Source organism: Paracoccus sp. Z118, assembly GCF_019061185.1.
In the GTDB taxonomy this organism is placed as follows: domain Bacteria; phylum Pseudomonadota; class Alphaproteobacteria; order Rhodobacterales; family Rhodobacteraceae; genus Paracoccus.
In genome coordinates, this window is the sequence record NZ_JAHQZU010000004.1 from 196068 (window position 1) to 218684 (window position 22617).

Consider the following 22617-nt stretch of genomic DNA (forward strand, 5'->3'; position numbering starts at 1 on the left):
TGGCTCCTGTCGGTCCTGCGGCAATGTTCTGTGGGTATTTGAGCCAGAAAGAAACCCCGGCTGCTTCTTTCTGGTCCAAATACCCATTGCGGCGGTCCAGCCTTCACTTCCGCCGCATTATTGGGTATGGCCGCCCGTCTTGTTCGTGAAAGGGACGTCGATGGGTTACAGGATCGTCGTCGCGGGGGCCACGGGGAACGTGGGCCGCGAAATGCTCAACATTCTGGCGGAGCGCGAGTTTCCGGCCGATGAGGTGGTGGCGCTCGCCTCGCGCCGGAGCCTCGGGACCGAGGTCAGCTACGGTGACAAGACCCTCAAGACCCGCGACATCGAGGGCTTCGACTTCACCGGCTACGACATGGCGCTGTTCGCCATCGGCTCGGAGGCGACAAAGCAATACGCCCCCATCGCTGCCAAGGCCGGCTGCGTCGTGATCGACAACTCCAGCCTCTATCGCTACGACCCGGACGTGCCGCTGGTCGTGCCCGAGGTGAACGCCGAGGCGATCGACGGCTATGCGAAGAAGAACATCATCGCCAACCCCAACTGCTCGACCGCGCAGATGGTGGTGGCGTTGAAGCCGCTGCACGACCGGGCGCGGATCAAGCGGGTGGTGGTGTCCACCTACCAGTCGGTTTCCGGCGCGGGCAAGGAAGGCATCGACGAGCTGTGGACCCAGACCAAGGGCATCTATGTCCCCGGTCAGGAGGTCGAGCCCAAGAAGTTCCAGAGGCAGATCGCCTTCAACGTCATTCCCCAGATCGACGCCTTCATGGAAGACGGCCAGACCAAGGAGGAATGGAAGATGGTCGTCGAGACGAAGAAGATCGTCGATCCGGCGATCAAGGTCACGGCGACCTGCGTGCGGGTGCCGGTCTTCGTCGGCCATTCCGAGGCGATCAACATCGAGTTCGAGGATTTCCTCGACGAGGACGAGGCCCGCGACATCCTGCGCGAGGCGCCGGGCATCCTGGTCATCGACAAGCGCGAACCCGGCGGCTACGCGACCCCGATCGAATGCGTGGGCGACTTTGCGACCTTCATCTCGCGCATCCGGCAGGACTCGACGGTCGAGAACGGCCTGAACCTGTGGTGCGTCAGCGACAACCTTCGCAAGGGCGCGGCGCTGAACGCGGTGCAGATCGCGGAACTGCTGGGCAGCCGGGTGCTGAAGAAGGGGTGAGCCGGATCAGGGAAAGGTCCAGTGGACCTTTCCCCCCGCGAACGCCCGGAGCGCAAGCGGAGGGCCGGCGGAGGGGCGACCGCAAACAGCCGGGCGGACAGTTTGCGGCCTCGGACGCCGATCGCGCGAGCGCAGGGCAGCGCGGGCCGATCTGATTGGAAATGATAAAAAGGCGCTCCTCGGGGCGCCTTTTCCATAGGGCATTCAGACCAGCGAAAACCCGTTCGGGCCGAGCTGCAGCAGGGTTCCGTTGCCGATGTCGTGGACGAGGCCGTGCAGGCTCATCTCGCCCGACTTCACCTTGTCCGCGACGATGGGGAAGGTCAGCAGGTTCTCCAGCGAGACGACGACGGCCTGCTTTTCCAGCTCGGCCACCTGCACGTCCTCTGGCAGCTCTTTCACCCGCTCGTAGCCGGGGCGCAGGATGTCCATCCAGCGGCCGACGAAGCTGGTCTTTTCCTCCAGTTCCGGCGCCTGGCCCGAGCACATCGCATGGCAGCCCGCGACGCCGCCGCAGCGGGTGTGGCCCACCACGATCAGATGCGCGACCCGCAGCGTCTTCACCGCGTATTCCACCGTCGCCGAGGTGCCGTGCTGCTGGCCGTCCGGCGCATAGGGGGGCACGAGGTTGGCGATGTTGCGGTGGATGAAGAACTCGCCCGTGTCGGCTCCGAAGATCGAGGTGACATGGACCCGCGAATCGCAGCACGAGATCACCATCGCGCGGGGCCGCTGGCCGTCCTCGGCAAGGCGTCGGTACCAAGCGCCGTTCTCGGCGAACTGGGTCGCCTTCCATCCGTGAAAGCGCTGGACGAGATAGCTGGGCAGAGGAGAATAGGTCGGCATGGACGCCCTCGGCTGTTGGGTCGCGGAAAGTCTTAAGCTGCCGACCGGTAAATTTCGAGGGGCTTTCCCGCTGCGCCGTAAGCATTTCTTGACCGCTCCGTGACAATGTGCCGGTCAGACCTTCACAACGCGGGGCAAGGCGCCGAATGGACAAGTTGGCCAGGCTGGACATCACCGAGGACGTCCGGTTCGACGGGCAGCGGCTGGACGAGATCATGGATGAGCTTGGCGAACGCGCGGCCGAATCGGTGATCTGCGCGGCGCTGGAACAGCTTGCCGCGGGCCTCGGCGCGGTCCGGGCGGCGGCGCTGTCGGGCGACGGCGCGGCGGTGGTCGCGCAGGCCGAGGCCGTCGCGCGGCTGGCGTGGCAGCTGGGGCTGGTCACGCTCGCCGGGGTCGCGGTCGATGTGGGGCGCTGCGCGGAACATGGCGACCAGCCGGCGCTGGCCGCGACGCTGGGGCGGCTGATGCGGGTCGGCCGCCGCTCGTTGACCGAGATCTGGGACGATGCGGATCTGGTGGGTTAGTTCAGGTGCAGCCGGGGATCGGATGCGACGAGGCCGTGGACCCATTCCGCCTCGGCGGGGAAGTCGTGCGGCACCTGCCCGGCGGTGCGCCGCCCCGAAAGCGACTGCGAGGCGAAGAAGTCGAAGCCGTAGAGGTCGAGCCGCGCGAGGTCGGAGCGCAGTGCAAGTTCGATCATCATCGCGCCGGTGGTGGGCGGCGCCCCGAGCCGCTGCATCAATGCCCGATAATCGTTCAGCGGATGCAGGTAGAAGCCGAGGGCGCTGGCCGTGCGCCAGTCGAGCCGCTTGCGCTTGGGCGACATCCACAGGACGCGGCGGGGGGACAGCCGGGCGCGGTCGGCATCGGGCAGCCGGGTGGCGAGCGCCAGCCAGTCGGTGCGCGTCCCGTGGCTTTCCGGCGAAGGCATGGGCGCGCGGTTGATGCGGATCACCAGACCGGCGGCGTCGATCGCCGGGCCGTGCCGCTGCTCCGCCAGCGCGCGGGAATTGCCGATCAGCGCCACGCGCTTGCCGGAAAGCTCGTCCAGCAGCGCCGAGGCGGGAACGGACAGCGCCGCCATGCGGGCCTCATCCCGCAAGGTCCGTGCGATGTAGAAGCCGAGGGGGGTCATTGCAGCAGCTTCAGATAGACATCGACAATGGCCCGCGCCTCGCCCTCGATGGCGTGGTTGCGGAAGACGTGGCTGCGCGCCGCCTCGCCTGCGCGGGCGCGGCCCTCGTCGTCGGCGACCCAGCGCTCCAGCGCCCCGGCCAGCGCGCCCACATCCTCGCGCGGGATCAGCGAGCCGGTCTCGCCGTCGCGGATCAGCGTCTCGTAGGCGCCCGCGCGGCTGGCGATCACCGGCACGCCGCAGGCCATCGCCTCCAGCGGGGTCAGGCCGAACCCCTCCCACCGCGCAGGGGCGGCGAAGAGGTCGAGCGCCTGATAGTGGCGCACCACCTCCTCCCACGGGATCTCGCCGAGGAAGCGGATGCGGCTACCCAGACCGGCCGCCTCCGCACGGGCGGTCAGCTCGCCCACGAAGGCGCGGTTGTCCGGTGTGATGCGGCCGGTGAAGATCAGCTGCGCGCGCGGGTGGCGGGGAAAGACCTCCAGCGCCGCCTGCACCAGCAGGTCCACGCCCTTCTGTGCCCGGACCCGGCCGAAGCAGCCGATCAGGATGGCGTCCGGGTCCAGCCCAAGATCGCGGCGCAGGGCGGCCCGGTCGGGGACCGGATGGAAGACCTGCGTATCGACGCCATGCAGGATCACCGTGGCGGGACGCTCCAGAAAGCTGGCGGCCTGGGGCGAGGTCGCGATCAGCGCGTCCTGGCGGCGGATCAGCCAGCGGGTGAAGCCGGTATGCTTGCGCTGCGCCGCGCTGGTGAACAGCAGCCGATAGCGCCGCCGCAGCAGGTGCCGCAGGATCAGCCCCAACGCCATTTCGGTGTTGCGGCGGGCGTGCCAAATCCGCCAGCGGTCGGCGGGCAGCGTGGCCGCCCGCGTCAGCGGGATATGCGGCAGGTCATCGGGCAGGCCCGGTCCGGTCGCCACGATCCCGATCATCCGCGTCTGCACGGGGATCAGCCGCACCACCGTGGCAGTAACGCCGGACAGCCGCCGCTTGAGGTTCGGGGCGACGACTTCGATCAACTCGGCGCGGGGGCGGCTTGGGTCAGGCATCGGGCGCCTCGGGTGAGAGAAGATACAGAAGCAGGCCAAGGGCCAGCGGGGCGAGGAAATACAGGAACAGCAGCGAGAACGCCTCGGCCTGACTATTCCCCTCCTGCGCCCAGCGATAGACCGGGCGCGAGACGAATTGCGCCAGGCCCACCCCGCCGATGGATACCATGTTCAGCGCCGTCACGCCGCGACCGACCAGATGCGGCGGCAGGAAGCTGCCCGCATGGGTGATGACCAGCGCATAGTTGACGCCCGTCACCCCGACCGCGCCCAGCAGGGCGACGGACAGCGGAACGCTCGCTGCCGGCAGCAGCCACAGCCCCGTCAGGGCCGCGATCCCGATCAGGTGCCCCCAGATCACCGCCCGCCGGATCGAGCCCGCCGCCCGCGTCGCGGGCCCGGCGAGGAAGTTCGCCGCCACCATGCCGATCCCCATGACCAGCGTGGCGATCCCGACCAGCCGGTCGCCCGCGCCGTGGACCTCGACCATGTAGGGCGCGGCCCAGAGGCCCCGGATCGCCGCCGACGAGGCGTAGCTGACGAAGAACAGCGGCAGGATGAACCAGAGCGCCCGCAGTCCGAGGATGCCGAGCAGGCTGCCCGAGGGGCGCCCGCCGTGATGCTGCGGATCGCGCACGGTCAGCGCCAGCAGCGCCGCCACGGCCAGCGTCACCGCCACCAGCAGCCACAGCGTCTCGCGCCAGCCGGCCCACTGGATCAGCGAGACCAGCGGCGCCGCGCCGAGGATGTTGCCAGCCGAGCCGAAACCGACGATCCCCGCCGCGAGGGCCCCGAACTGGGCGCGGGGATAGTCGTGGGCGAAGATGTAGTAGGCCGCCATCAGCACCGGGGCGCAGCCGATTCCGATCAATCCCAGCGAAACATGCAGATGCCAGGGCTGGCTCGCCACCGCGAAGACCGCCGCGCCGAGGCCGCCCCCCAGCGCCAGCAGAACCGACACCGTCAGGCGCGGGCCGAAGCGGTCCAGCGCCCAGCCCACCCCCGGCTGCACGGCGGCGAAGGTGATGAACCACATCCCCGACGACAGCGCGAGATCGCCGGCGGTCGCGCCAAGCTCGTCCCGCAGCGTCGGGCTGAGCACGGCAAGGAAGGCCCGATAGAACTGGCTGAGCACATAGCCCAGCGTCAGGGCGATGGTGCCGATCGAAAGAAATGCGCTCACGTCCTGCTTGCGTCCCGCCCGCGACCTGCCCACCCGGCGCGACGATGCAGAGGCGGCAGCGCCGATGCAACCCCGAAGCGGGACGCTCAGACCCGCCCCAGCGCCGCCGCCACCCACAGCGCCGCCTGCGAGAATGCGCCGTGCCGGTGGAACCCGCCCCGCCGCATGGCGGCGAGGCGCTGGGCGGGGCTGCCGTTCAGCAGCCGGGCGAACTCGGCCAGCAGGGCGCGGTTCTCCGCCGTCAGCAACGGCGCACAGGTGGTCAGGACGGCGAGGTTCTGGCGGCTCCACTCCGCATGCCTGCCGCGGAGCATGCGGGCGATCTGGGCGGCTGGCCCATCGCTTCCCACCGCGTTCGCGCCGTGCTGGCGGTAATCGACCGAGGGGCGCGCGTCGAAGATGACACGCCCGCCCGCGCCGCTGACGATCTGATAGGTCCACCAGTCATGCATGACGACCGGCCCCGCCAGCCGATCCGCCGCCCGCATCAGCGCCAGCGCGGCGCGGTTCATCATCAGCGTGTTGCCCTGCACCATGTTTTGCACCAGCGCATGCCGGAACGAGGGCGCGGCGCGCGGCAGGCGCGACAGCCCGCGCGGGGCCAGCGACGCATCGCAGATCACCACGCGGCTGCACCAGATGGCGGGCATGCCCTCCGGCACCGCCCGCAGCGCGGCGGCGGCGCGGGCCAGCTTGCCCGCGTGCCAGCGGTCGTCCTGGTCGGCGAGGGCGGTGAACCCGGCCCCGCCCGCATCGGCCATCAGCGCGCGGAAATTGGCGGCGGCCCCGCGGCGCGGCCCGTTGCGCAGCGCGACGCGGCCGGGATGCGCGGTGGCGAAATCCCGCACGATCCCCGGCCCGCCATCGGTCGAGCCGTCGTCGCTGACGACCAGCCGCCAGTCGATCCCCTCCTGCGCGGCGATGCTGTCAAGCTGCTCGGGCAGGAACCGCGCGCCCTGATGAATCGCCATCAGCACGGTGACTCGGGGAGGCGTGGCGTCGTCCTGCGGCATGATCCGCCTCTGGCAGAAGCGCAGCCGCGCGTCTAGTTTGCCGTCAATCAAAGCGAGGGACTTCATGCAGATCATCGGACCCGAGATCGAGGCGCGGCTCGACTGGATCGCCCTGACCGACGCGCTCGCCGCGGGGCACGAGCTGCCGCGCGCGCAGGTCGCGGACAGCTTCCTCTATCGCGGCGACGACACGCTGCTGACCCGCAGCGCCTGGATCGACGGGCTGGGGCTGGCGGTGAAACCCGCCACGGTGTTTCCCGGCAACCCCGGCGCGGGCCGGCCGATGGTGAACGGCGTCGTCAACCTGCTGGACGATGTGACGGGCCAGCTAGAGGCGCTGGTGGATTTCCATCTGGTCACGAAATGGAAGACCGCCGGTGACAGCCTGCTCTCCGCCCGCCGCCTCGCGCGGAAGGACGCGCGGCGGGTGCTGGTGATCGGCGCGGGCAACGTCGCCGCCAGCATGGTCGCCGCCTATCGCGCCCTGATCCCCGACGCGCAGGTGACGGTCTGGAACCGCACCACGGCCTCGGCCGAGGCGCTGGCGCAGCGGGTCGGGGCCAAAGCGGCGGCGGATCTGGAGCCCGCCGTCCGCGACGCCGAGATCATCGCCACGACCACCATGAGCACGGCCCCGCTGCTGCACGGCGACTGGCTTTCCCCCGGCACCCATGTCGATCTGATCGGCGCCTACCGCCCCGACATGCGCGAGGCCGACGACGAGGTGCTGCGCCGCGCCCGCCTGTTCGTGGACAGCCGCGCCACGACCATCGGCCATATCGGCGAGGTGCAGATCCCGCTGGATCAGGGGGTAATCGCGGAAACCGACATCGTCGCGGATTTCTATGATCTGCCCGCCGGGGCCTATTCCCGCCGCTCGGACGACGAGATCACGGTCGCCAAGAACGGCGGCGGCGCGCATCTGGACCTGATGACGGCGAAATACATCCAGTCGGTCGCGAACGCGTAGGCGGTTCAGGCCGGGGCGGCGGCGGCCTGTGGCCTGAGCCCCATCGGGATCTCGCGGATCGGCAGGTGGATCAGCGCGGAAAACGCGCCGATCCCCACGCCGACCCACCAGACGAGGGTGTAGTCGCCATACTGGTCGTAAAGCCTGCCGCCCAGCCACACGCCCAGGAACGAGCCGAGCTGGTGCGACAGGAAGACGAAGCCATACAGCGTCCCCATGTAGCGCAGCCCGTAGATATAGGCGACGAGGCCCGAGGTCAGCGGCACCGTCGCCAGCCACAGCGCCCCCATCCCGAGCGAGAACAGCACCGTCGTCAGCGGTGTGATCGGCGTCAGGATGAACCACGCCGCGATCAGAGTCCGCAGGGTATAGACCCCCGCCAGCAGATACTTGCGGCTGTATTTCGTCCCCAGCCACCCGGCGAAGATCGACCCCATGATGTTGGTCAGCCCGATCAGCGAGATCGCGACCGCCCCCAGCGCCGAGGTGGTGGTGATCCCCAGCGCCGCGAGCGGGCTGTCCGCCCCGATCGGGCCGCACATCTCGGTGATCATCGCCGGGAAATGGGCGGTGATGAAGGCAAGCTGATAGCCGCAGGAAAAGAACCCGGCGAAGATCATCAGATAGCTGGGGTCCCTGAAGGCGCGCTTGAGGACCGTGCCCATGCTTTCCTCCAGCTCGGCCCGGCTGGCCGGCTGGCCCGAGCGCAGCAGCGGCAGGAACAGCAGCGTCGTCAGGATCAGCCCGGCGAAGACCATGAACACCTGCGGCCACGGCATGACCGCCAGCAGGCCCTGCGCCAGCGGCGGCCCGAGGACCTGCCCCGCCGACCCGGCGGCGGTGGCGATCCCCAGCGCCAGGCTGCGGTTCTTGTCGCTGCTCGCCCGGCCGATCACCGCAAGGATCACGCCGAAGCCCGTGCCCGCGATCCCGAACCCCACGGCGATTTCCCACAGCTGCATCAACTCGGGCGTGGTGGCGAGCGCCGTCATCAGCAGCCCCAGCGAGTAAAGCCCCGCGCCCAGGATGATCGCCCAGCGATCCCCCCAACGCTCCGCCAGCGCGCCGAAGATCGGCTGGCCGATGCCCCAGGCGAGGTTCTGGATGGCGATGGCAAGGCTGAACTCGGCGCGCGGCCAGTCAAAGGTCTCGGCCACCGGGATCTGGAACACGCCGAAGCTCGCCCGCAGGGCGAAGTTGATCAGCAGGATGATGCAGCCGCCGATCAGGACGGGCGTGAACAGACGGGACGAGGGGATGGCAAGCGAGGACATGGGCAGGCTCCGCAGCGAACGGCACACATCTGCGCCGCTTGGGACGCAGCGTCAATCTGCCGCGGGGTGTTCCAACCGCCGGGCGGCGGCACGCCCGGCATGGCGGCCGGTGGCGAGGCAGGTCGTCAGCAGATAGCCGCCCGTCGGCGCCTCCCAGTCCAGCATCTCGCCTGCCGCGAAGATGCCGGGCCGGGCGCGCAGCTCCAGATCGGACGACAGGCCGGCCAGCGCGACCCCGCCCGCCGAGGAGATCGCCCGGTCCAGCCCCATCAGCCCCGCATGGTGCAGGGGCAGCGCCTTGATCAGCGCCGCCAACGCCGCCGGTTCCTCGGGCAGCGGCCGCCCCCATTCCAGCAGCAGCGCGACCCGCAGCGGATCGCCAAGCACCCGCCGCAGCCAGTTCCCGACCGACAGCCTGCCGCGCGGCTGGCTCAGCCGTCGGGTGAGCGCCCCACCATCCAGATCGGGCGCGAGATCCACAAATCCCGGCGCCCTGTCGCGCAGCGCGGCAGAGACCTCATAGATGCCGCCGCCCTCCACGCCCTGCGCGGTGACGACCCACTCGCCCCGGCTGGACAGCGGACCGGCGGTCAGCGCGGTCCCCTTCACCGCCGCCCCCGAAAAACGCGTCATCTGCGCGGACCAGTCCACCCGGAAACCCATGTTCGCGGGGCGGAACGGCGCGACCTCCACCCCTTCCCCGCGCAGCCACGGGACCCATGCCGCGTCCGAGCCGAGCCGCGGCCAGCTCGCGCCCCCCAGCGCCAGAACCGCGACATCCGGCTGCATGAGCCGCCGCCCCTCCGCCGTGTCGAACACCAGCGCCGCGCCGTCAAAGCCGCTCCAGCGCCAGCGGGTCCGCATCTCCGCGCCCTGCGTGCCCAGGCGCGCAAGCCACGCCCTCAACAATGGCGAGGCCTTCATCACCACGGGAAACACCCGACCGGTGGAGCCGGTGAAAAGCCCCGCGCCAAGGCCGCGCGCCCATTCCATGACCTCAGCCGGCCCCCATCCGGCGACGATCCCCTGCAAATCTTCTGTCCGAAAATATCCCGGGGGAGCGTCCGGCACGGACGCGGGGGCAGCGCCCCCCTGCACCCGCCCAGCAAACGCCGCCGCCGGTTCATCCTTCGTCAGGTTCAGCCCCGACTTCCCCGCCATCAGGAACTTCCGCGCCGGCGTCGGCATCGCCTCGGCGATCACGACCCGCGCACCGGCCGCCGACAGCACCTCGGCCGCCATCAGGCCGGCGGGTCCGGCACCGACGATCAGCGCCTCCACCCTTTCGGGCGTCACCGCCGTCCTCGGGGCATCATCGCCAGGCGGATCAGCGCCCGTTCCATCACCGCCATCGCGGGGGCACGGGACGACGAGCGCAGCGTCAGGTCGGTGTCCAGCAGCAGGTGCAGCGCGTCTTCCAGCGGGCGCATCCCCCAGGATTGCGCCTGCCGCGCCATGCGCTCGCGCCGCGGGCCGAAGACGGGGGGGCGCAGCCGCGACAGCCCCGCGGCCGCCCCGCCGGGGTCCGAGGCCGCGGCGTGCAACGCCCGGAAATGGCGCAGCGCGGCGATGCAGATCGTCACCGGCAGGATCCCCTGCGTCTGGATCCGCAGCATCAGCGGGCCGAGATCGCCCGACCGCCCCTCGGCGGCGGCGTGGATCAGGTCGTCCACATCCGCCTCGACCGTGGCGGGGGCGAGGGCGGCGATCTCCTCGCCGGTCAGCGGCTGGTCGTCGCCGTGCTTGTAAAGGCCGATCTTCTCGACGGTCTGCCGAAAATCGCCGGGATCGAGCGCCTTGGCCAGCGCCATCAGGTCGCGCATTGCGGCGGGGGGAACCGCGCGCAGACCGGCGTCGGCCAGCCAGCGGGAAATCTCCTCCTCGCCGGGCGGGTCGTCATAGATGGGGGCGGCGACGGCGGTCCTGTGGCCCTCGAACAGCTTGCGCAAGGCGGATGTCTTGGTCAGCGACCCGGCGGCCACGACGATCACCGCGTCGCCATGCGACCATTCCTCCAGCGCCGCCTTGATCGCCGGGGCGGCCGCGTCGGCCGCATCCTCGACCAGCACCACGCGCGGGCCGGGGAAGAAGCCGACCGCCTTCACCTCGTCCAGAAGCTGGGCCGGGTTCTTGCGAAGGTCGGCGCCCGCGATCCGGTTCAGGCGCATTTCCGCGTCGGCGTTGGGGCCGGTCAGCGCGGCGACCGCCTCGGCCCGCTTCATCGCGACCCGCATCGCGTCCTGCCCGTAGATCAGCAGCGCCGGGCGCGTCGGGTCGGGCCGCGCGAGATACCGCGCGATCTCTGCCCCCTTCAGGTTCACGGCGCGGGCGTCACGGGGTCGGCGCGGCTGCCAGAAGCCGCGTCACAACCTGATCGGCCAGCATCGTGGCGAGGCGCTGGCGCGCGTCGCGTTCCCCCGCCGTGGTCGAGATGGTGGTGCCGACCGTGGAATAGCTGGTGAAGTTGCTCACCCGGCCCTGCGCGACGACCGCGCCGCTGGCCGCCTCGACCAGCCGGAAGCTGGCGGTGCCGTTCAGCGAATAGCGGGTCGTGACCTGTTCCTGCGTGATCGCCTGCGGCGCGACCGCCAGCGTCAGGCGATAGGACAGCTCGTAGCGGGAGCCCTCGGGCCCCAGCCGGTCCTGGATGCGTTGCATGAAGGCAAAGTCGTCCTGCGTGCGCGGATCGGCGGCGCGGACCTGCCCGAACAGCGCGGACGCCCCGCCTTGCGGGCCATAGACTGGGGTGAAGCCGCAGGCGCCCAGCAGCAGGACTGCCACGGCGGCGAGCGCCCTGCGGCGCGAGGGTTCACGCGACCACATTGACGATCCGCCCCGGCACGACGATCAGCTTCTTGGGCGGCTGGCCGTTCAGGAATTTCTGCACCGTCTCGTCGGCCAGCACTGCCGCCTCGACCTCCGGCACGGCCATGTCGCGCGGCACGGTGATCTCGCCCCGCCGCTTGCCGTTGATCTGGATCGGCAGGGTCACGGCGTCATCGACCAGCGCCGCCGGATCGGCCTTGGGCCAGGGGGCGTCCACCGCGAGCCCGTCGCCGCCCGCCATCGTCCAGACATCCTCGGCCAGATGCGGCACCATCGGTCCCATCAGCTGCGCGAGGATGCGCAGCGCCGCCCTGCGCGGCTCGCCCGAGGCACCGGACTTGGCGACGGCGTTGGCGAGTTCATAGGCTTTCGCCACCGCCTTGTTGAAGGCGAAGCTCTCGATGTGGCGCGTCACCTCGTCGATGGCGCGGTGGGCGGCGCGGGTCAGGGCCGGATCGTCCTTGTCCTCGGCCGCGGTCTCGTCCGCCAGCCGCCAGACGCGAGCGAGGAAGCGCGCCGCCGCCTCGGCCCCGGCGGCGGTCCATTCCACGTCCCGCTCGGGCGGGGAGTCCGACAGCATGAACCAGCGGGCGGTGTCAGCGCCGAAGCTCTGCACGATGTTCACCGGGTCCACGACGTTCTTCTTGGACTTGGACATCTTGGCCGAGGGGATGATCTGCACCTCGGTGCCGTCGGCCAACTTGCCGTCGGTCACGTCCTCGGGCAGGTGATAGACCGGCCGCCCGCGCTCGTCGCGGGTCAGATAGATCTCGTGCGTCACCATTCCTTGGGTGAACAGCGCGTCGAACGGCTCCTTCGCCGTTTCCGGCAGGTGCCCGGTCTTCACCATCGCGCGGGCGAAGAAGCGGGAATAGAGCAGGTGCAGGATCGCGTGCTCGATGCCGCCGATATACTGGTCCACGTTCATCCAGTAATCGGCATCCTCGCGCACCGTGGGCGTGGGCGCATGGGGCGCGGTGAAGCGGGCGTAATACCAGGACGAATCGACGAAGGTGTCCATCGTGTCGGTTTCCCGCCGCGCCTGCCCGCCGCATTTTGGGCAGGTCGCCTGCCGCCATGTCGGATGCCGGCCGAGCGGGTTGCCGGGCACGTCGAAGCTGACGTCGCGCGGCAGCAGGATTGGAAGGTTCTCCTTCGCCTCCGGCACGGTGCCGCAGCTTTCGCAATGGACGACCGGAATCGGGCAGCCCCAGTAGCGCTGGCGCGAGATGCCCCAGTCGCGCAGGCGGTATTTCGTCACGCCCTCGCCGTAGCCGTTCGCCTCGGCATGGGCGATGGCGGCGTCCACGGCGGCCTCTCCGGTCTGGTCGACCTCCCCCGCGAAGCCGCGGACATAGGTCACGCGCTCGGATTTCAGCGGGACATAGGGCGCGTCGGCCACCAGCTCGTCGGCCTGATCCAGCGTCGAGCCCGGCTCGCCGAAGGTCGCGTGGATCGGCAGGTCGTATTTCCGGGCGAAGTCGTGGTCGCGCTGGTCGTGGGCGGGGGAGCCGAAGATCGCGCCCGTTCCGTATTCCATCAGCACGAAGTTCGCGATCCAGACCGGCAGTTCCCAGGTCGGGTCCAGCGGGTGACGGACGCGGATGCCGGTGTCGATGCCGAGTTTCTCGGCCTTCTCCAGCGCCTCCTCGGAGGTTCCCAGCTTCCGCGCCTCGGCGGCGAAGGCGTCGAGCCGCGCGTCCCCCGATTCCAGCGCCTTGGCGAGCGGGTGATCCGGCGACAGCGCCACGAAGGACGCACCAAGCAGCGTGTCGGGGCGGGTGGTGTAGACCTCGATCCGGTCGAACCCTTCCGGCGCGTTCACCGTCTCGAACCGGAACTGCAAGCCGCGTGAGCGGCCGATCCAGTTCGCCTGCATCAGCCGGACCTTCTCGGGCCAGCCGTTCAGGTGGTCCAGCGCCTCCAGCAGCTCCTCGGAATAATCCGAGATGCGGAAGAACCACTGCGTCAGTTCGCGCCGCTCGACCGGCGCGTTCGAGCGCCAGCCCTTGCCGTCGATGACCTGCTCGTTCGCCAGCACGGTCATGTCCACCGGGTCCCAGTTGACCACGGCGTTCTTGCGATAGATCAGCCCGGCGTCGAGGAAATCCAGGAACAGCGCCTGCTGCTGGGCGACGTAGTCGTCGTCGCAGGTGGCGAACTCGCGGCTCCAGTCGATCGACAGGCCCAGCGGCTTCAGCTGCTCGCGCATGGTGGCGATGTTGGCATAGGTCCAGTCGCGCGGATGGCCGCCCTGCTCCATGGCGGCGTTCTCGGCCGGCATCCCGAAGGCGTCCCAGCCCATCGGGTGCAGCACCGAAAACCCCTGCGCCCGCTTGTAGCGCGCCACCACGTCGCCCATCGTGTAGTTGCGCACATGCCCCATGTGGATGCGCCCGGACGGGTAGGGAAACATCTCCAGCACGTAGTATTTCGGCCGGTCGCTGCGCTCGGCGCGGAAGGTGCCGGCGTCGTCCCAGGCCTGTCGCCAGCGCGGTTCGCTGTGGGCGGGATCATAGGGCATGGCGGGACTCCGGGCGGTGAAATGCCCGGCGGGTTTAGCCCCGCGGCCCTGTCAGGTCCAGCGTCTTACAGGCGGCTGTCGCGCACCCGCATCTGCCGGGCGCGGGTCAGGATCGCATCCTCGACGGCGCGGACAGTGTCGGGCGCGACCGCCGAGCCGCCCTGACCGATCAGCGACAGCTTGAGGCTGCGGGCGTCCAGCGCCGGGTCGGTGACATGGACCGTGGCGCGATAGGCGCGCCCGCCGCCGGGCGGGGTGCCGTAGCCGGTCACGATCACGCCGGTGAACGGGTCGATGGTCTGGATCGGCAGGAAGTTCAGGATTTCCAGACTCGCGTTCCACAGATAGCGGTTCACCGCGACCGTATCGTTCGCGTTGTCGGCGTTCGAGAACAGGTCCCAGATCGTGCTTTCCTGCGGCTCGGCCGCGGCGCGGGTCTCGTGCTGGGACGGGCCGCAGGCGGTCAGCGCCGCCGTCACGGACAGCGCCAGCGCCAGACGCAGCTTGTGGCGGACGGGCAGGGCGGCCCTTACGGTCGCGGGTGCGGTCATGGCAGATCATCCCGATGGCCCCCGTGGCGGGGCGTTCGGGGCAAGGCATAACGTGTTTGCCCGCGGCGCGACAAGCACTTGTGCGGCGCCCCGCCGAATGGCGGGAGGCGGCGCGGGTGGTCGCGCCCCTGCAACGGACTGTGGCCCCGCTGCATCACAGCCTCGTCAAGTGGTCGGAGTCCGGGCCATTTCATTGCATTGAGCCCATGAAAGCGCGAGAGCTATTCCATGCTCAAACCGCAACGCCGGATTGGGGATACAGAGAGAGACAAGAGGGAAAGCCATGAAAAAGCTTCTGATTGCCACTACGGCTCTGGTCATGACGACCGGTGTGGCGGCCGCTGAGATCACCCTGTCGGGTGACGCCCGCATGGGTATGATCTATGACGGCGAAGACGTCCAGTTCGGCAGCCGCGTCCGCCTGAAGTTCAACATGACCGGCGAATCGGACACCGGTCTGTCGTACGGCGCCTCGTTCCGCGTCGACCAGGAAGACTTCAATAACACCTACCGCAGCGCCGCCTTCGGTAACCGTGGCGTGGTCTGGATCTCGGGCACCTACGGCAAGCTGTCGATGGGCGACCCCGTTGGCGCCGCCGAAGCTGTGCACGGTGACCTGTTCGCGGTCGGCTACACCGACGGTGCCGTCGCGTTCGACCCGGAAGAATTCAACTACCTGGTCGGCGACGGTGCGAACCGCAACCAGGGCCCGACCGTCCTGTACGAATACACGATGAACCAGCTGTCGTTCTTCGCCTCGGCGACCGACGGCGTGGCGCGTGACTGGGGCGATGTGACGCGCGGCGACTTCGATGACTTCGATTTCGACGATGGCGATGACATCGACGCCGCCTGGTCGCTCGGTGTGAAATACGACGGCGATCAGTTCTTCGGCGGTCTGTCCTACTCGGATTCGGACATCGGTGAAGAGATCGGCGCCAGCATCGGCGGTTCGTGGAACCAACTCAGCGGCAAGCTGGTCTATCTGGACTACGATATCGACGAGGTCGCCGGTACGGGGGCCCGTGACAAGAGCTACGGTATCGACGTGGTCTACGAGATGGACGACGCCTGGACCATCGGTGGCTTCTGGCGCCGTGACGAGTGGACCGCCGACGTCGTCGCGCTCAACAACACGGGCGACGAGTTCGACATGTTCGGCATCGGCGCTCAGTATAACCTGGGCGGCGGCGTCACCCTCGCCGGCGGCATCATCGACAGCGACTACGTGGACGACACCGTCGCGGACCTGGGCGTGAAATTCACGTTCTGATCGTCCCGATCGGGGACACGGAAAGAGCGGGCCTTGCGCCCGCTCTTTTCATTTGAAACCCTGCGCGCATGGCTCTGAACGACATCCTCCTCCGTATCCGCGCCGCCGAGGCGGCGGCGGGTCGCCCCGAACGCAGCGTGACGCTGATCGCGGTCAGCAAGGTTCAGCCGCCCGAGCGGGTGCGCGCCGTGCTGGAAGCGGGCCAGCGGATCTTCGGTGAAAACTACGTGCAGGAAGCGCAGGGCAAGTGGCCCGACTGGCGGGCCGAGTTTCCGGGGGTCGAGCTGCACATGGTCGGCCCCCTGCAATCCAACAAGGCGAAGGTGGCGGCCGAGCTTTTCGACGCGATCCACACGCTCGACCGCGCGTCACTGGCGGGCAGGCTCGCGCGGCTCGCGGACGGGATGGGGCGGCAACCGCAGCTTTTCGTGCAGGTGAACACCGGCTCCGAGCCGCAGAAGGCCGGGGTTCTGCCGGAATCGACCGACGCCTTCGTCGCTGCCTGCCGCGCCGATGGGCTGCGGCTGGACGGCGCCATGTGCATCCCGCCGGAGGGCGAGGACCCGACGCCGCATTTCCGCCTGCTGCGCGCGATCGCCGAGGCGAACGGCCTGCCCGGCCTGTCGATGGGGATGAGCGCGGACTTCGAGATCGCCATCGCCGAGGGCGCGACGCATGTGCGGGTCGGCAGCGCGATCTTCGGCGAGCGGGATTATCCGGCCGTGTAAAGCGCCCCGTCCACGACGACGCCTTCCGCGTGGTAACCCTCGTCCAGCAGCGTCAGCGTCGCCGGGCAGCCCTGCGCGATCCGCCCCGCGCGGCCCCCGATCCCGAGCGCCCGCGCCGGATTGCCCGACGCCATCCGCAAGGCCGCCGCCGGGCTGACCCCCGCGTGGCGGATCATGTTCCGCACCGAATCGTCCATCGCCACATGGGCCCCGGCAAGGGTGCCCTGCGCGTCCGTCAGCCGCCCCCCGTCCAGCCGGATGGTGACGCCGTGCAGGTCGAACTCGCGCCGCGTGCCGGCGAGGGTCAGCATCGCATCGGTGACGAGGCACAGCCGCTCCGGCATCAGCCGCGCCGCCATGGCGACGTTCCCCCAAGCGACATGGTGCCCGTCCGCGATGATCCCGGCGAACAGCCGATCCGATTGCAGCGCCGCGCCGACTAGGCCGGGGGCGCGGCCGGTAAGCTGGCTCATGGCGTTCCACAGATGGGTGACGCCGCTGATCTGCGGGGGCAGGTCGCCCGGCTGCGCCTCGCTATGGCCGGCGAAGATCACCGCGCCCGCGTCCGCCAGCGCGGCGATCAGGGACCGGTCCTGCGCCTCGGGGGCGAGCGTCACCAGCAGGACGCCGGGAAATCCGTCGAGCGCCTGCACGTCCGCCGCCGTAAGCGGGCGGATCGCGGCGGGATCGTGGATGCCGGGGCGGCGGGGCGACAGGAACGGGCCTTCCAGATGCACGCCGAGGATGCCGGGGATGCGCCGGGCCATCGCCTGACGCGCCGCCTCCACCCCGCGTAGATAGTCCTGCCCCGGGGCGGTGATGAAGGTGGGCAGCAGCAGCGCAGTCCCCCCGGCGCGCGCTCCGGCGGCGATCCGGGAAAGCGCCTCGGGCGTGGGGTCGTCGTTGAACTGCGTGTCGGCGGCGCCGTTGATCTGCATGTCGATGAAACCCGGCGCGACGATCCCGGCCAGTGGCGCTGGATCGCCCTGTCGCGCGGGGCGCAGGGCGACGACGCGGCCGCCGTCGATCTCCACGACATGATCGGCCAGCGGCTCGCCGCCGCTGCCGTCGAAGACCAGCCGGCCCCGGATCAGGCGCGGTTCGCTCGGCCGCTCCATCATTCCGCCGCCATCTCGGACAGCGAGCCGCCCGCCGCCGATCCGATCAGCGCCGCGATCAGCCCGTCCAGCCGCTCGGCCAGCGTGGCGAAGCCCTGATGCGGGGTGATCGTCGCCTCGTCCATGTAGAGCGAGCGGTCGATCTCGATCTGCACCGCGTGGCGCCGCTCCGCCGGTCGGCCATGCGCGGCCAGCACATGCGCCCCGGCAAAGGGCGAGTTCTGGCGGATGCGAAAGCCCGCCCGCTCGGTCGCCGCCGCCACCTGCGCGCTGAGGTTCCGCCCGGCGGACAGGCCGTTGCGGTTGCCCAGCACCAGCTCGGGCGGCTCTCCGGGCAGGTGGTTCAGTGCGGCATGGGGCATGGAGTGGAAGTCGATCAGGATCGCGCGCCCGAAGCGGGCGTGCGCCTCGTCCATCAGCGCGGCCAGCGCGGCGTGATAGGGCCGCCACAGCGCGTCGATCCGGCGCATCGCCTCGGCCTTCGGCAGCGGGCGGGGGCGGATCTCGCGGCCATGGGCGACGACGCGGGGGATCACGCCGAGGCCCGACAGCACCCGCGCGCTGGTGCGGCCGGTGCCGCTGCCCTCGACGGCGCGGGGGTCGATCTCGTCCGGCGCGCGGTTCAGGTCCACCAGCGCGCGGGGCACGCGCGAGGTCAGCATCACCGCGCCATGCGTGGCCGCCGGGGCGATCAGGCGATCGACGAAAGCATCCTCGGACGAGCGCAGGGTCGTCAGGTCCAGCCGCGATTCGGCCAGGAACCAGTCGGGGTAATCGCGCCCGGAATGGGGCGAGGCGACGATCACGCCGCCCGTCCACCGCGCCGGCCGGACCAGATCGAACAGGGTGGGGAAATCGCTTTGCATCGGCCCCTTTCCGTCGCCCGCTCCGATGGATACAGCCAAGCGCGGCGGTTCGCAAAGCCCCTCGCAAATCCCCTTGCGCGAGGCTTTGGCCGCCTATATAGACACGCGGACCAGCGCGATTCAGGGCAGTTTCCCCGGAATCACATGGCAACGGGCGGTTAGCTCAGCGGTAGAGCACTACGTTGACATCGTAGTGGCCACTGGTTCGATCCCAGTACCGCCCACCATAGTTTCGCCGCCCCCGGCAAGTCACCGGGGGCATTTCAGTTTCAAGGCGCACTCGCGAGCGCCGCGAAGAGGAGAGAGACCGATGAAGGTTCGCAACTCGCTGCGTTCGCTGAAAGGGCGTCACCGCGATTGTCAGGTGGTCCGTCGCAAGGGCCGCATCTACATCATCAACAAGACCAACCGCCGCTTCAAGGCGCGTCAGGGCTGATCGCCCGCGCCTTTGCAGGTCTGGAAACCACGAACCGCCCGCAGCCCACGCTGCGGGCGGTTTGCTTTGGGCCTGCCGGCAGGCAGGCCCGCGCGTTCAGATGTCGCCCAGCATCCGCATCAGCGTCTGCTGCCCGGCATAGCCGGTGACGGTCAGCCCGTTGCGCCGCTGATAGTCGCGAATCGCCCCCCGCGTGGTCGAGGTGAAGGTGCCGTCCACCGCGCCCGGATTGAAGCCGAGTTCGCTCAGCCGCTGCTCCACCAGCCGCCGGACGCTCGCCTCCGGCAGCAGCGCCGATTCGGCTTGCGCCAGTTCGGCGGAGGTGCGGTCCACGATCCGCCGGGCCTCGGCGGCATGGGCGCCGTTCGGATGGGCGTCCAGATAATCCTGATAGCCGGCCAGGGTCTTCGCGGTCGTCGCCCGCTGCCAGGCCTGTTCGTCCGCTCGGCTGGTTTCGGTGCGGGTGCTGCCCTGCTGGCGGAGCGCCCGGAACTGATCGGCGTTCAGATAGCCGGTCGCCGGCCAGCCATTCGCCCCCTGCCAGCGCCCGATGGCGTTGCGGGTGCCCGAGCCGAACACGCCATCCACCCCGCGCGTGTCGTAGCCGAGCGAGGTCAGCAGGCGCTGCGCCTCGATCCGTTCGGCGCGGGTGAGGGAGAGAAGCTGCTCTTCGACATCATCGTTGCCGGGACGGGGGGTGGCGGGGGTGCCCGCCTGATTGCGCAAGCTGGCAAGCTGGCTGGCGTTCAGATAGCCGGTGCGAGAGAGGTTGTTCGCCTGCTGCCAGCGGCCGATCGCGCTCCGCGTGCCTGACCCGAACAGGCCATCGACGCCGTTCGTGTCGTAGCCGAGATTGGTCAGCTGCTGTTGGATCCGCGTCCGGTCGTTGCGCGAAAGGTTCAGCGCCAGTTCTGTCCGCGCGGAACTGCTCGTGTTGTCGGGCGTGGCGGTCGTGCCGCCGTTGCCGCGGCGGGCGCGCTCCTCGTCGGCCTGACGGCGCAGGGTGTTGATCTGCTCGCCGGTGATGTAGCCCGTCGCCGCGAAGTTGTTGTTGCTCTGGTAGTTGCGGATCGCCCGGCGGGTGCCCTGGCCGAACACGCCATCGGTGCCGTTGGTGTCGTAGCCGAAGAGGTTCAGGTCGCGCTGGACCTGCCGCCGCTCGGTCGAGGTCAGGCGCAGATTGGCCTCCACCTGCTGCGCGGTGGTCGTGCCGGGCTGGGACTGGCCGCCGCCCGAACCCGTGGCGGCGGCGACGCGGGCGCGGGCCGTGGCGGCAAAGGCGCCGTTGGGATAATCGTCGAGATACGAACGATAGGCGGCCACGGTGTTGCGCCGCTGCGCCGCATCCCACAGCGCGCGTTCCTGCGCATCCGCCTGCTGGCCCTGCGGCAGTTGCTGGGACACCATCCCCTCGACGATGGTGCCGAGGATGTCCCCCAGATCCTGCGCCTGAGCGGCCGGTGCCGAAAGAAGAACCGCCGACGCCAGCGCCGCGGAAAGTCCAAGTCTATGTCCGACCATTCGGAAACCTCGTATGTGACGAGGTCGGACCTATCCGTAGCTGCGCCGATCCTCGATCACCTTGCCGTCGTTGGGCAAGGAACCGGGCGCCACGATTTCGACCCGACCCCTGAGCTTGAGTGCCTCTAGCACCGAACTTTCGTATAATGCGGTGTTTTGGCTTGTGGTTTCCAGTTGCACGGTCATCACGTCCATTTCACCGGAACGGTCGGCGATGACACGGGCGCGTGAAATCTCGGGGTGGCGGGCGACGATTACCGCGACCTGCTCGGGGCGGACGAACATGCCCTTGATCTTGGCGGTCTGGTCGGCGCGGCCCATCCAGCCCCTGATGCGCATGTTGGTGCGCCCGCAGCGGCTGACGCCGGGCAGCACCGCTGACAGATCGCCGGTGGCGAAGCGGATCAGCGGATAATCGGGGTTGAGCGTGGTGACGACGACCTCGCCCACTTCGCCCTCGGGGACCGGATCGCCGGTGCCGGGGCGGACGATTTCGACGACCACGCCCTCGTCCACGATCATCCCCTCCATCGCTTCGGATTCATAGGCGATGTTGCCGAGATCGGCGGTCGCGTAGCATTGCAGCGTGGTGATGCCACGGTCGGCGTAAAGCTGGCGGAGCGAGGGGAACAGCGCCCCGCCGCCCACCGTCGCGCGGGTGATGGAGAGGGTCGCGCCCAGTTCGTCGGCCTTGTCGAGGATCACCTTCAGATAGTCGGGGGTGCCGGCATAGACCGTGCTGCCCACATCCACCGCCGCCTGCACCTGCAACTCGGTCTGCCCCGTGCCCGCTGGCAGCACCGCCGCGCCCACGGCGCGGGCGCCGCTGTCGAACATCATCCCCGCCGGCGTCAGGTGATAGCCGAAGCAGTTCTGCACGATGTCGCCATGCCCCACGCCCGCCGCGTGCAGAAAGCGGCCCAGCCGCCACCAGTCGCCCTCCAGCCGACCGGGCTCGTAGATCGGGCCGGGGGACTGGAAGATGTGGTCGAACTCGGTCGCGCGGCGGGTGGTGTAGCCGCCGAAGGGGGGCTTCTTCTTCTGCGCCTCCACAAGCTCGGACTTGCGGATGACCGGCAGGCGGGCGAGATCGGCGCGGCTGCGCACGTCGCCCGGCTCCACGTCGCGGAGCGGACGGGCGAGGCCGGGGGTCAGCTTGGCGGTCGCGATCGCGCGGGCCAGCACGGACGCGAGCGCGCCTTCCCGCTCGTCCGCGCTGCGGGTTTCCAGATCGTCGTAATGGGTCATGGCGATGTCCTCAGGCCAGCCAGCGCTTGCGGCGGCGATAGCTGCGCACGTCGCGGAAGGATTTGCGGCCCTCGTCCGACATGCCCAGGTAGAATTCCTTCACGTCCGGGTTCTCGCGCAGCGAGGCGGCGTCGCCGTCCATCACCACCCGGCCGTTTTCCAGGATATAGCCGTAATGGGCGTAGCGCAGCGCCACGTTGGTGTTCTGCTCGGCCAGCAGGAAGGTCACGCCCTCGCCTTCGTTCACGGCCTTCACGATCTGGAAGATCTGCTCGACCAGTTGCGGGGCGAGGCCCATGGACGGCTCGTCCAGCAGGATCGTTTCCGGGCGGCTCATCAGCGCGCGGCCCATGGCGACCATCTGCTGCTCGCCGCCGGAGGTGTAGCCGGCCTGCGACTTGCGCCGCTCCTTGAGGCGCGGAAAGTAGGTATAGACCATCTCGAGGTCGCGCTTGATCGCGCCGCCGCCGTCCGTGCGGGTATAGGCGCCGGTCAGCAGGTTCTCCTCGACCGTCAGATGCTCGAAGCAGTGGCGGCCTTCCATCACCTGAATGACGCCCTTCTTGACCAGCTCGGCCGGGTTCAGCGTCGTCACGTTCTGCCCGCGATAGGTGATCGCGCCCTTCGTGACCTCGCCCCGCTCGGACGCCAGCAGGTTCGAGATCGCCTTGAGAGTCGTCGTCTTGCCCGCGCCGTTGCCGCCCAGCAGCGCGGTGATCCCGCCCTTGGGCACGTGCAGGCTGACGCCTTTCAGCACCAGGATGACGTGGTTGTAGATCACCTCGATGTTGTTGACCTCGAGCAGGGTCTCGGCCGTGCTTGCGGTCGTCATCGGGGCGGTTGCGGTGTCGAGCATGGCGTCCTCGC

General features: G+C 69.5%; 22 protein-coding genes and 1 tRNA gene. 7 read left to right on the top strand and 16 right to left on the bottom strand.

The window, feature by feature from the left end; genetic code table 11:
- Positions 1-160: 160 nt before the first annotated feature.
- On the top strand, positions 161-1183 hold the full coding sequence (locus KTN05_RS04980) for an aspartate-semialdehyde dehydrogenase (RefSeq protein WP_217328277.1): 1023 nt from the start codon (positions 161-163) through the stop codon (positions 1181-1183).
- Positions 1184-1387: 204 nt separating this feature from the next.
- Here KTN05_RS04980 and KTN05_RS04985 read toward each other — a convergent pair whose 3' ends face one another.
- Positions 1388-2029 carry a carbonic anhydrase gene (locus KTN05_RS04985; RefSeq protein ID WP_217328278.1) on the bottom strand — a complete coding sequence of 214 codons (642 nt, stop codon included), beginning with the start codon at positions 2027-2029 and terminating at the stop codon, positions 1388-1390.
- 146 nt (positions 2030-2175) lie between these two features.
- On the opposite strand from KTN05_RS04985, the gene KTN05_RS04990 reads away from it, so the two are divergent.
- Positions 2176-2556 (top strand): hypothetical protein, encoded by a 381-nt coding sequence (locus KTN05_RS04990; protein ID WP_217328279.1) that lies wholly within the window; start codon positions 2176-2178, stop codon positions 2554-2556.
- Here KTN05_RS04990 and KTN05_RS04995 read toward each other — a convergent pair.
- From KTN05_RS04995 to KTN05_RS05010, 4 genes are all read right to left on the bottom strand, one after another.
- Positions 2553-3167, bottom strand: a complete 615-nt coding sequence (locus tag KTN05_RS04995) for a glycosyltransferase family 29 protein (RefSeq protein WP_217328280.1) — start codon at positions 3165-3167, stop codon at positions 2553-2555. The two genes, KTN05_RS04990 and KTN05_RS04995, sit on opposite strands and share 4 nt — an antisense overlap.
- Positions 3164-4219 carry a glycosyltransferase family 4 protein gene (locus tag KTN05_RS05000; RefSeq protein ID WP_217328281.1) on the bottom strand — a complete coding sequence of 352 codons (1056 nt, stop codon included), beginning with the start codon at positions 4217-4219 and terminating at the stop codon, positions 3164-3166. The genes KTN05_RS04995 and KTN05_RS05000 overlap by 4 nt, the downstream gene beginning before the upstream one ends.
- Positions 4212-5402, bottom strand: a complete 1191-nt coding sequence (locus KTN05_RS05005; RefSeq protein ID WP_217328282.1) for an MFS transporter — start codon at positions 5400-5402, stop codon at positions 4212-4214. The genes KTN05_RS05000 and KTN05_RS05005 overlap by 8 nt, the downstream gene beginning before the upstream one ends.
- Before the next feature lie 86 nt (positions 5403-5488).
- A complete protein-coding gene (locus tag KTN05_RS05010; RefSeq protein WP_217328283.1) occupies positions 5489-6481 on the bottom strand; it encodes a glycosyltransferase in 993 nt (330 codons plus the stop codon).
- Here KTN05_RS05010 and KTN05_RS05015 point away from each other — a divergent pair.
- Positions 6480-7385, top strand: coding sequence for an ornithine cyclodeaminase family protein (locus tag KTN05_RS05015; RefSeq protein ID WP_217328284.1), 906 nt, complete (start codon positions 6480-6482; stop codon positions 7383-7385). The two genes, KTN05_RS05010 and KTN05_RS05015, sit on opposite strands and share 2 nt — an antisense overlap.
- Before the next feature lie 5 nt (positions 7386-7390).
- On the opposite strand, the gene KTN05_RS05020 is transcribed toward KTN05_RS05015, so the two are convergent.
- The 6 genes from KTN05_RS05020 to KTN05_RS05045 form a co-directional block, all read right to left on the bottom strand.
- Positions 7391-8659: an MFS transporter gene (locus KTN05_RS05020; RefSeq protein ID WP_254367991.1), complete on the bottom strand. Its 1269-nt coding sequence runs from the start codon at positions 8657-8659 to the stop codon at positions 7391-7393.
- Between the two features lie 51 nt (positions 8660-8710).
- Positions 8711-9940 carry a TIGR03862 family flavoprotein gene (locus tag KTN05_RS05025; RefSeq protein WP_217328334.1) on the bottom strand — a complete coding sequence of 410 codons (1230 nt, stop codon included), beginning with the start codon at positions 9938-9940 and terminating at the stop codon, positions 8711-8713.
- An 11-nt stretch (positions 9941-9951) separates the two neighbouring features.
- Positions 9952-10980 carry a DNA polymerase III subunit delta gene (holA, locus tag KTN05_RS05030; RefSeq protein ID WP_217328285.1) on the bottom strand — a complete coding sequence of 343 codons (1029 nt, stop codon included), beginning with the start codon at positions 10978-10980 and terminating at the stop codon, positions 9952-9954.
- Between the two features lie 10 nt (positions 10981-10990).
- Positions 10991-11482, bottom strand: coding sequence for an LPS assembly lipoprotein LptE (lptE, locus tag KTN05_RS05035; RefSeq protein ID WP_217328286.1), 492 nt, complete (start codon positions 11480-11482; stop codon positions 10991-10993).
- Complete coding sequence (leuS, locus tag KTN05_RS05040) at positions 11469-14009, bottom strand: leucine--tRNA ligase (protein ID WP_217328287.1); 2541 nt, start codon at positions 14007-14009, stop codon at positions 11469-11471. The genes lptE and leuS overlap by 14 nt, the downstream gene beginning before the upstream one ends.
- Positions 14010-14074: 65 nt before the next feature.
- Positions 14075-14560, bottom strand: coding sequence for a DUF3576 domain-containing protein (locus tag KTN05_RS05045; RefSeq protein ID WP_217328288.1), 486 nt, complete (start codon positions 14558-14560; stop codon positions 14075-14077).
- Between the two features lie 283 nt (positions 14561-14843).
- On the opposite strand from KTN05_RS05045, the gene KTN05_RS05050 reads away from it, so the two are divergent.
- Together KTN05_RS05050 and KTN05_RS05055 are read left to right on the top strand one after the other, a co-directional pair.
- Positions 14844-15833 (top strand): porin, encoded by a 990-nt coding sequence (locus KTN05_RS05050; RefSeq protein WP_217328289.1) that lies wholly within the window; start codon positions 14844-14846, stop codon positions 15831-15833.
- Between the two features lie 68 nt (positions 15834-15901).
- Positions 15902-16561 carry a YggS family pyridoxal phosphate-dependent enzyme gene (locus KTN05_RS05055; RefSeq protein WP_217328290.1) on the top strand — a complete coding sequence of 220 codons (660 nt, stop codon included), beginning with the start codon at positions 15902-15904 and terminating at the stop codon, positions 16559-16561.
- Here the strand turns inward: KTN05_RS05055 and nagA are convergent.
- Positions 16546-17682, bottom strand: coding sequence for an N-acetylglucosamine-6-phosphate deacetylase (nagA, locus tag KTN05_RS05060; protein ID WP_217328291.1), 1137 nt, complete (start codon positions 17680-17682; stop codon positions 16546-16548). The genes KTN05_RS05055 and nagA overlap by 16 nt on opposite strands.
- Complete coding sequence (locus tag KTN05_RS05065) at positions 17679-18545, bottom strand: N-formylglutamate amidohydrolase (RefSeq protein ID WP_217328292.1); 867 nt, start codon at positions 18543-18545, stop codon at positions 17679-17681. Before KTN05_RS05065 ends, nagA begins: the two co-directional genes overlap by 4 nt.
- Positions 18546-18697: 152 nt before the next feature.
- Between KTN05_RS05065 and KTN05_RS05070 the strand changes: the two genes are divergently transcribed.
- Positions 18698-18772, top strand: a tRNA-Val gene (locus KTN05_RS05070).
- 83 nt (positions 18773-18855) lie between these two features.
- Positions 18856-18981, top strand: coding sequence for a type B 50S ribosomal protein L36 (gene ykgO / locus KTN05_RS05075; RefSeq protein WP_217328293.1), 126 nt, complete (start codon positions 18856-18858; stop codon positions 18979-18981).
- 96 nt (positions 18982-19077) lie between these two features.
- Here ykgO and KTN05_RS05080 read toward each other — a convergent pair whose 3' ends face one another.
- Genes KTN05_RS05080 through KTN05_RS05090 form a run of 3 tightly spaced genes read right to left on the bottom strand, consistent with a single transcriptional unit; the run spans position 19078 to position 22606 of the window.
- Positions 19078-20502 carry a peptidoglycan-binding domain-containing protein gene (locus tag KTN05_RS05080; protein ID WP_217328294.1) on the bottom strand — a complete coding sequence of 475 codons (1425 nt, stop codon included), beginning with the start codon at positions 20500-20502 and terminating at the stop codon, positions 19078-19080.
- 30 nt (positions 20503-20532) lie between these two features.
- Positions 20533-21750, bottom strand: a complete 1218-nt coding sequence (locus KTN05_RS05085) for a phenylacetate--CoA ligase family protein (protein ID WP_217328295.1) — start codon at positions 21748-21750, stop codon at positions 20533-20535.
- A 10-nt stretch (positions 21751-21760) separates the two neighbouring features.
- The gene (locus KTN05_RS05090) at positions 21761-22606 is read right to left on the bottom strand and encodes an ABC transporter ATP-binding protein (RefSeq protein ID WP_254367992.1); all 846 of its coding nucleotides are present in this window, start codon (positions 22604-22606) and stop codon (positions 21761-21763) included.
- Between the last annotated feature and the right edge of the window lie 11 nt (positions 22607-22617).

What these genes read in the sequence shown, in the direction of transcription:
- KTN05_RS04980 (WP_217328277.1), top strand. Translation starts at nt 161, where the DNA reads ATGGGTTACAGGATCGTCGTCGCGGGGGCCACGGGGAACGTGGGCCGC.
- KTN05_RS04985 (WP_217328278.1), bottom strand. Translation starts at nt 2,029, where the DNA reads ATGCCGACCTATTCTCCTCTGCCCAGCTATCTCGTCCAGCGCTTTCAC.
- KTN05_RS04990 (WP_217328279.1), top strand. Translation starts at nt 2,176, where the DNA reads ATGGACAAGTTGGCCAGGCTGGACATCACCGAGGACGTCCGGTTCGAC.
- KTN05_RS04995 (WP_217328280.1), bottom strand. Translation starts at nt 3,167, where the DNA reads ATGACCCCCCTCGGCTTCTACATCGCACGGACCTTGCGGGATGAGGCC.
- KTN05_RS05000 (WP_217328281.1), bottom strand. Translation starts at nt 4,219, where the DNA reads ATGCCTGACCCAAGCCGCCCCCGCGCCGAGTTGATCGAAGTCGTCGCC.
- KTN05_RS05015 (WP_217328284.1), top strand. Translation starts at nt 6,480, where the DNA reads ATGCAGATCATCGGACCCGAGATCGAGGCGCGGCTCGACTGGATCGCC.
- KTN05_RS05010 (WP_217328283.1), bottom strand. Translation starts at nt 6,481, where the DNA reads ATGAAGTCCCTCGCTTTGATTGACGGCAAACTAGACGCGCGGCTGCGC.
- KTN05_RS05020 (WP_254367991.1), bottom strand. Translation starts at nt 8,659, where the DNA reads ATGTCCTCGCTTGCCATCCCCTCGTCCCGTCTGTTCACGCCCGTCCTG.
- lptE (WP_217328286.1), bottom strand. Translation starts at nt 11,482, where the DNA reads ATGTGGTCGCGTGAACCCTCGCGCCGCAGGGCGCTCGCCGCCGTGGCA.
- leuS (WP_217328287.1), bottom strand. Translation starts at nt 14,009, where the DNA reads ATGCCCTATGATCCCGCCCACAGCGAACCGCGCTGGCGACAGGCCTGG.
- KTN05_RS05045 (WP_217328288.1), bottom strand. Translation starts at nt 14,560, where the DNA reads ATGACCGCACCCGCGACCGTAAGGGCCGCCCTGCCCGTCCGCCACAAG.
- KTN05_RS05050 (WP_217328289.1), top strand. Translation starts at nt 14,844, where the DNA reads ATGAAAAAGCTTCTGATTGCCACTACGGCTCTGGTCATGACGACCGGT.
- KTN05_RS05055 (WP_217328290.1), top strand. Translation starts at nt 15,902, where the DNA reads ATGGCTCTGAACGACATCCTCCTCCGTATCCGCGCCGCCGAGGCGGCG.
- nagA (WP_217328291.1), bottom strand. Translation starts at nt 17,682, where the DNA reads ATGATGGAGCGGCCGAGCGAACCGCGCCTGATCCGGGGCCGGCTGGTC.
- KTN05_RS05065 (WP_217328292.1), bottom strand. Translation starts at nt 18,545, where the DNA reads ATGCAAAGCGATTTCCCCACCCTGTTCGATCTGGTCCGGCCGGCGCGG.
- ykgO (WP_217328293.1), top strand. Translation starts at nt 18,856, where the DNA reads ATGAAGGTTCGCAACTCGCTGCGTTCGCTGAAAGGGCGTCACCGCGAT.
- KTN05_RS05080 (WP_217328294.1), bottom strand. Translation starts at nt 20,502, where the DNA reads ATGGTCGGACATAGACTTGGACTTTCCGCGGCGCTGGCGTCGGCGGTT.
- KTN05_RS05085 (WP_217328295.1), bottom strand. Translation starts at nt 21,750, where the DNA reads ATGACCCATTACGACGATCTGGAAACCCGCAGCGCGGACGAGCGGGAA.
- KTN05_RS05090 (WP_254367992.1), bottom strand. Translation starts at nt 22,606, where the DNA reads ATGCTCGACACCGCAACCGCCCCGATGACGACCGCAAGCACGGCCGAG.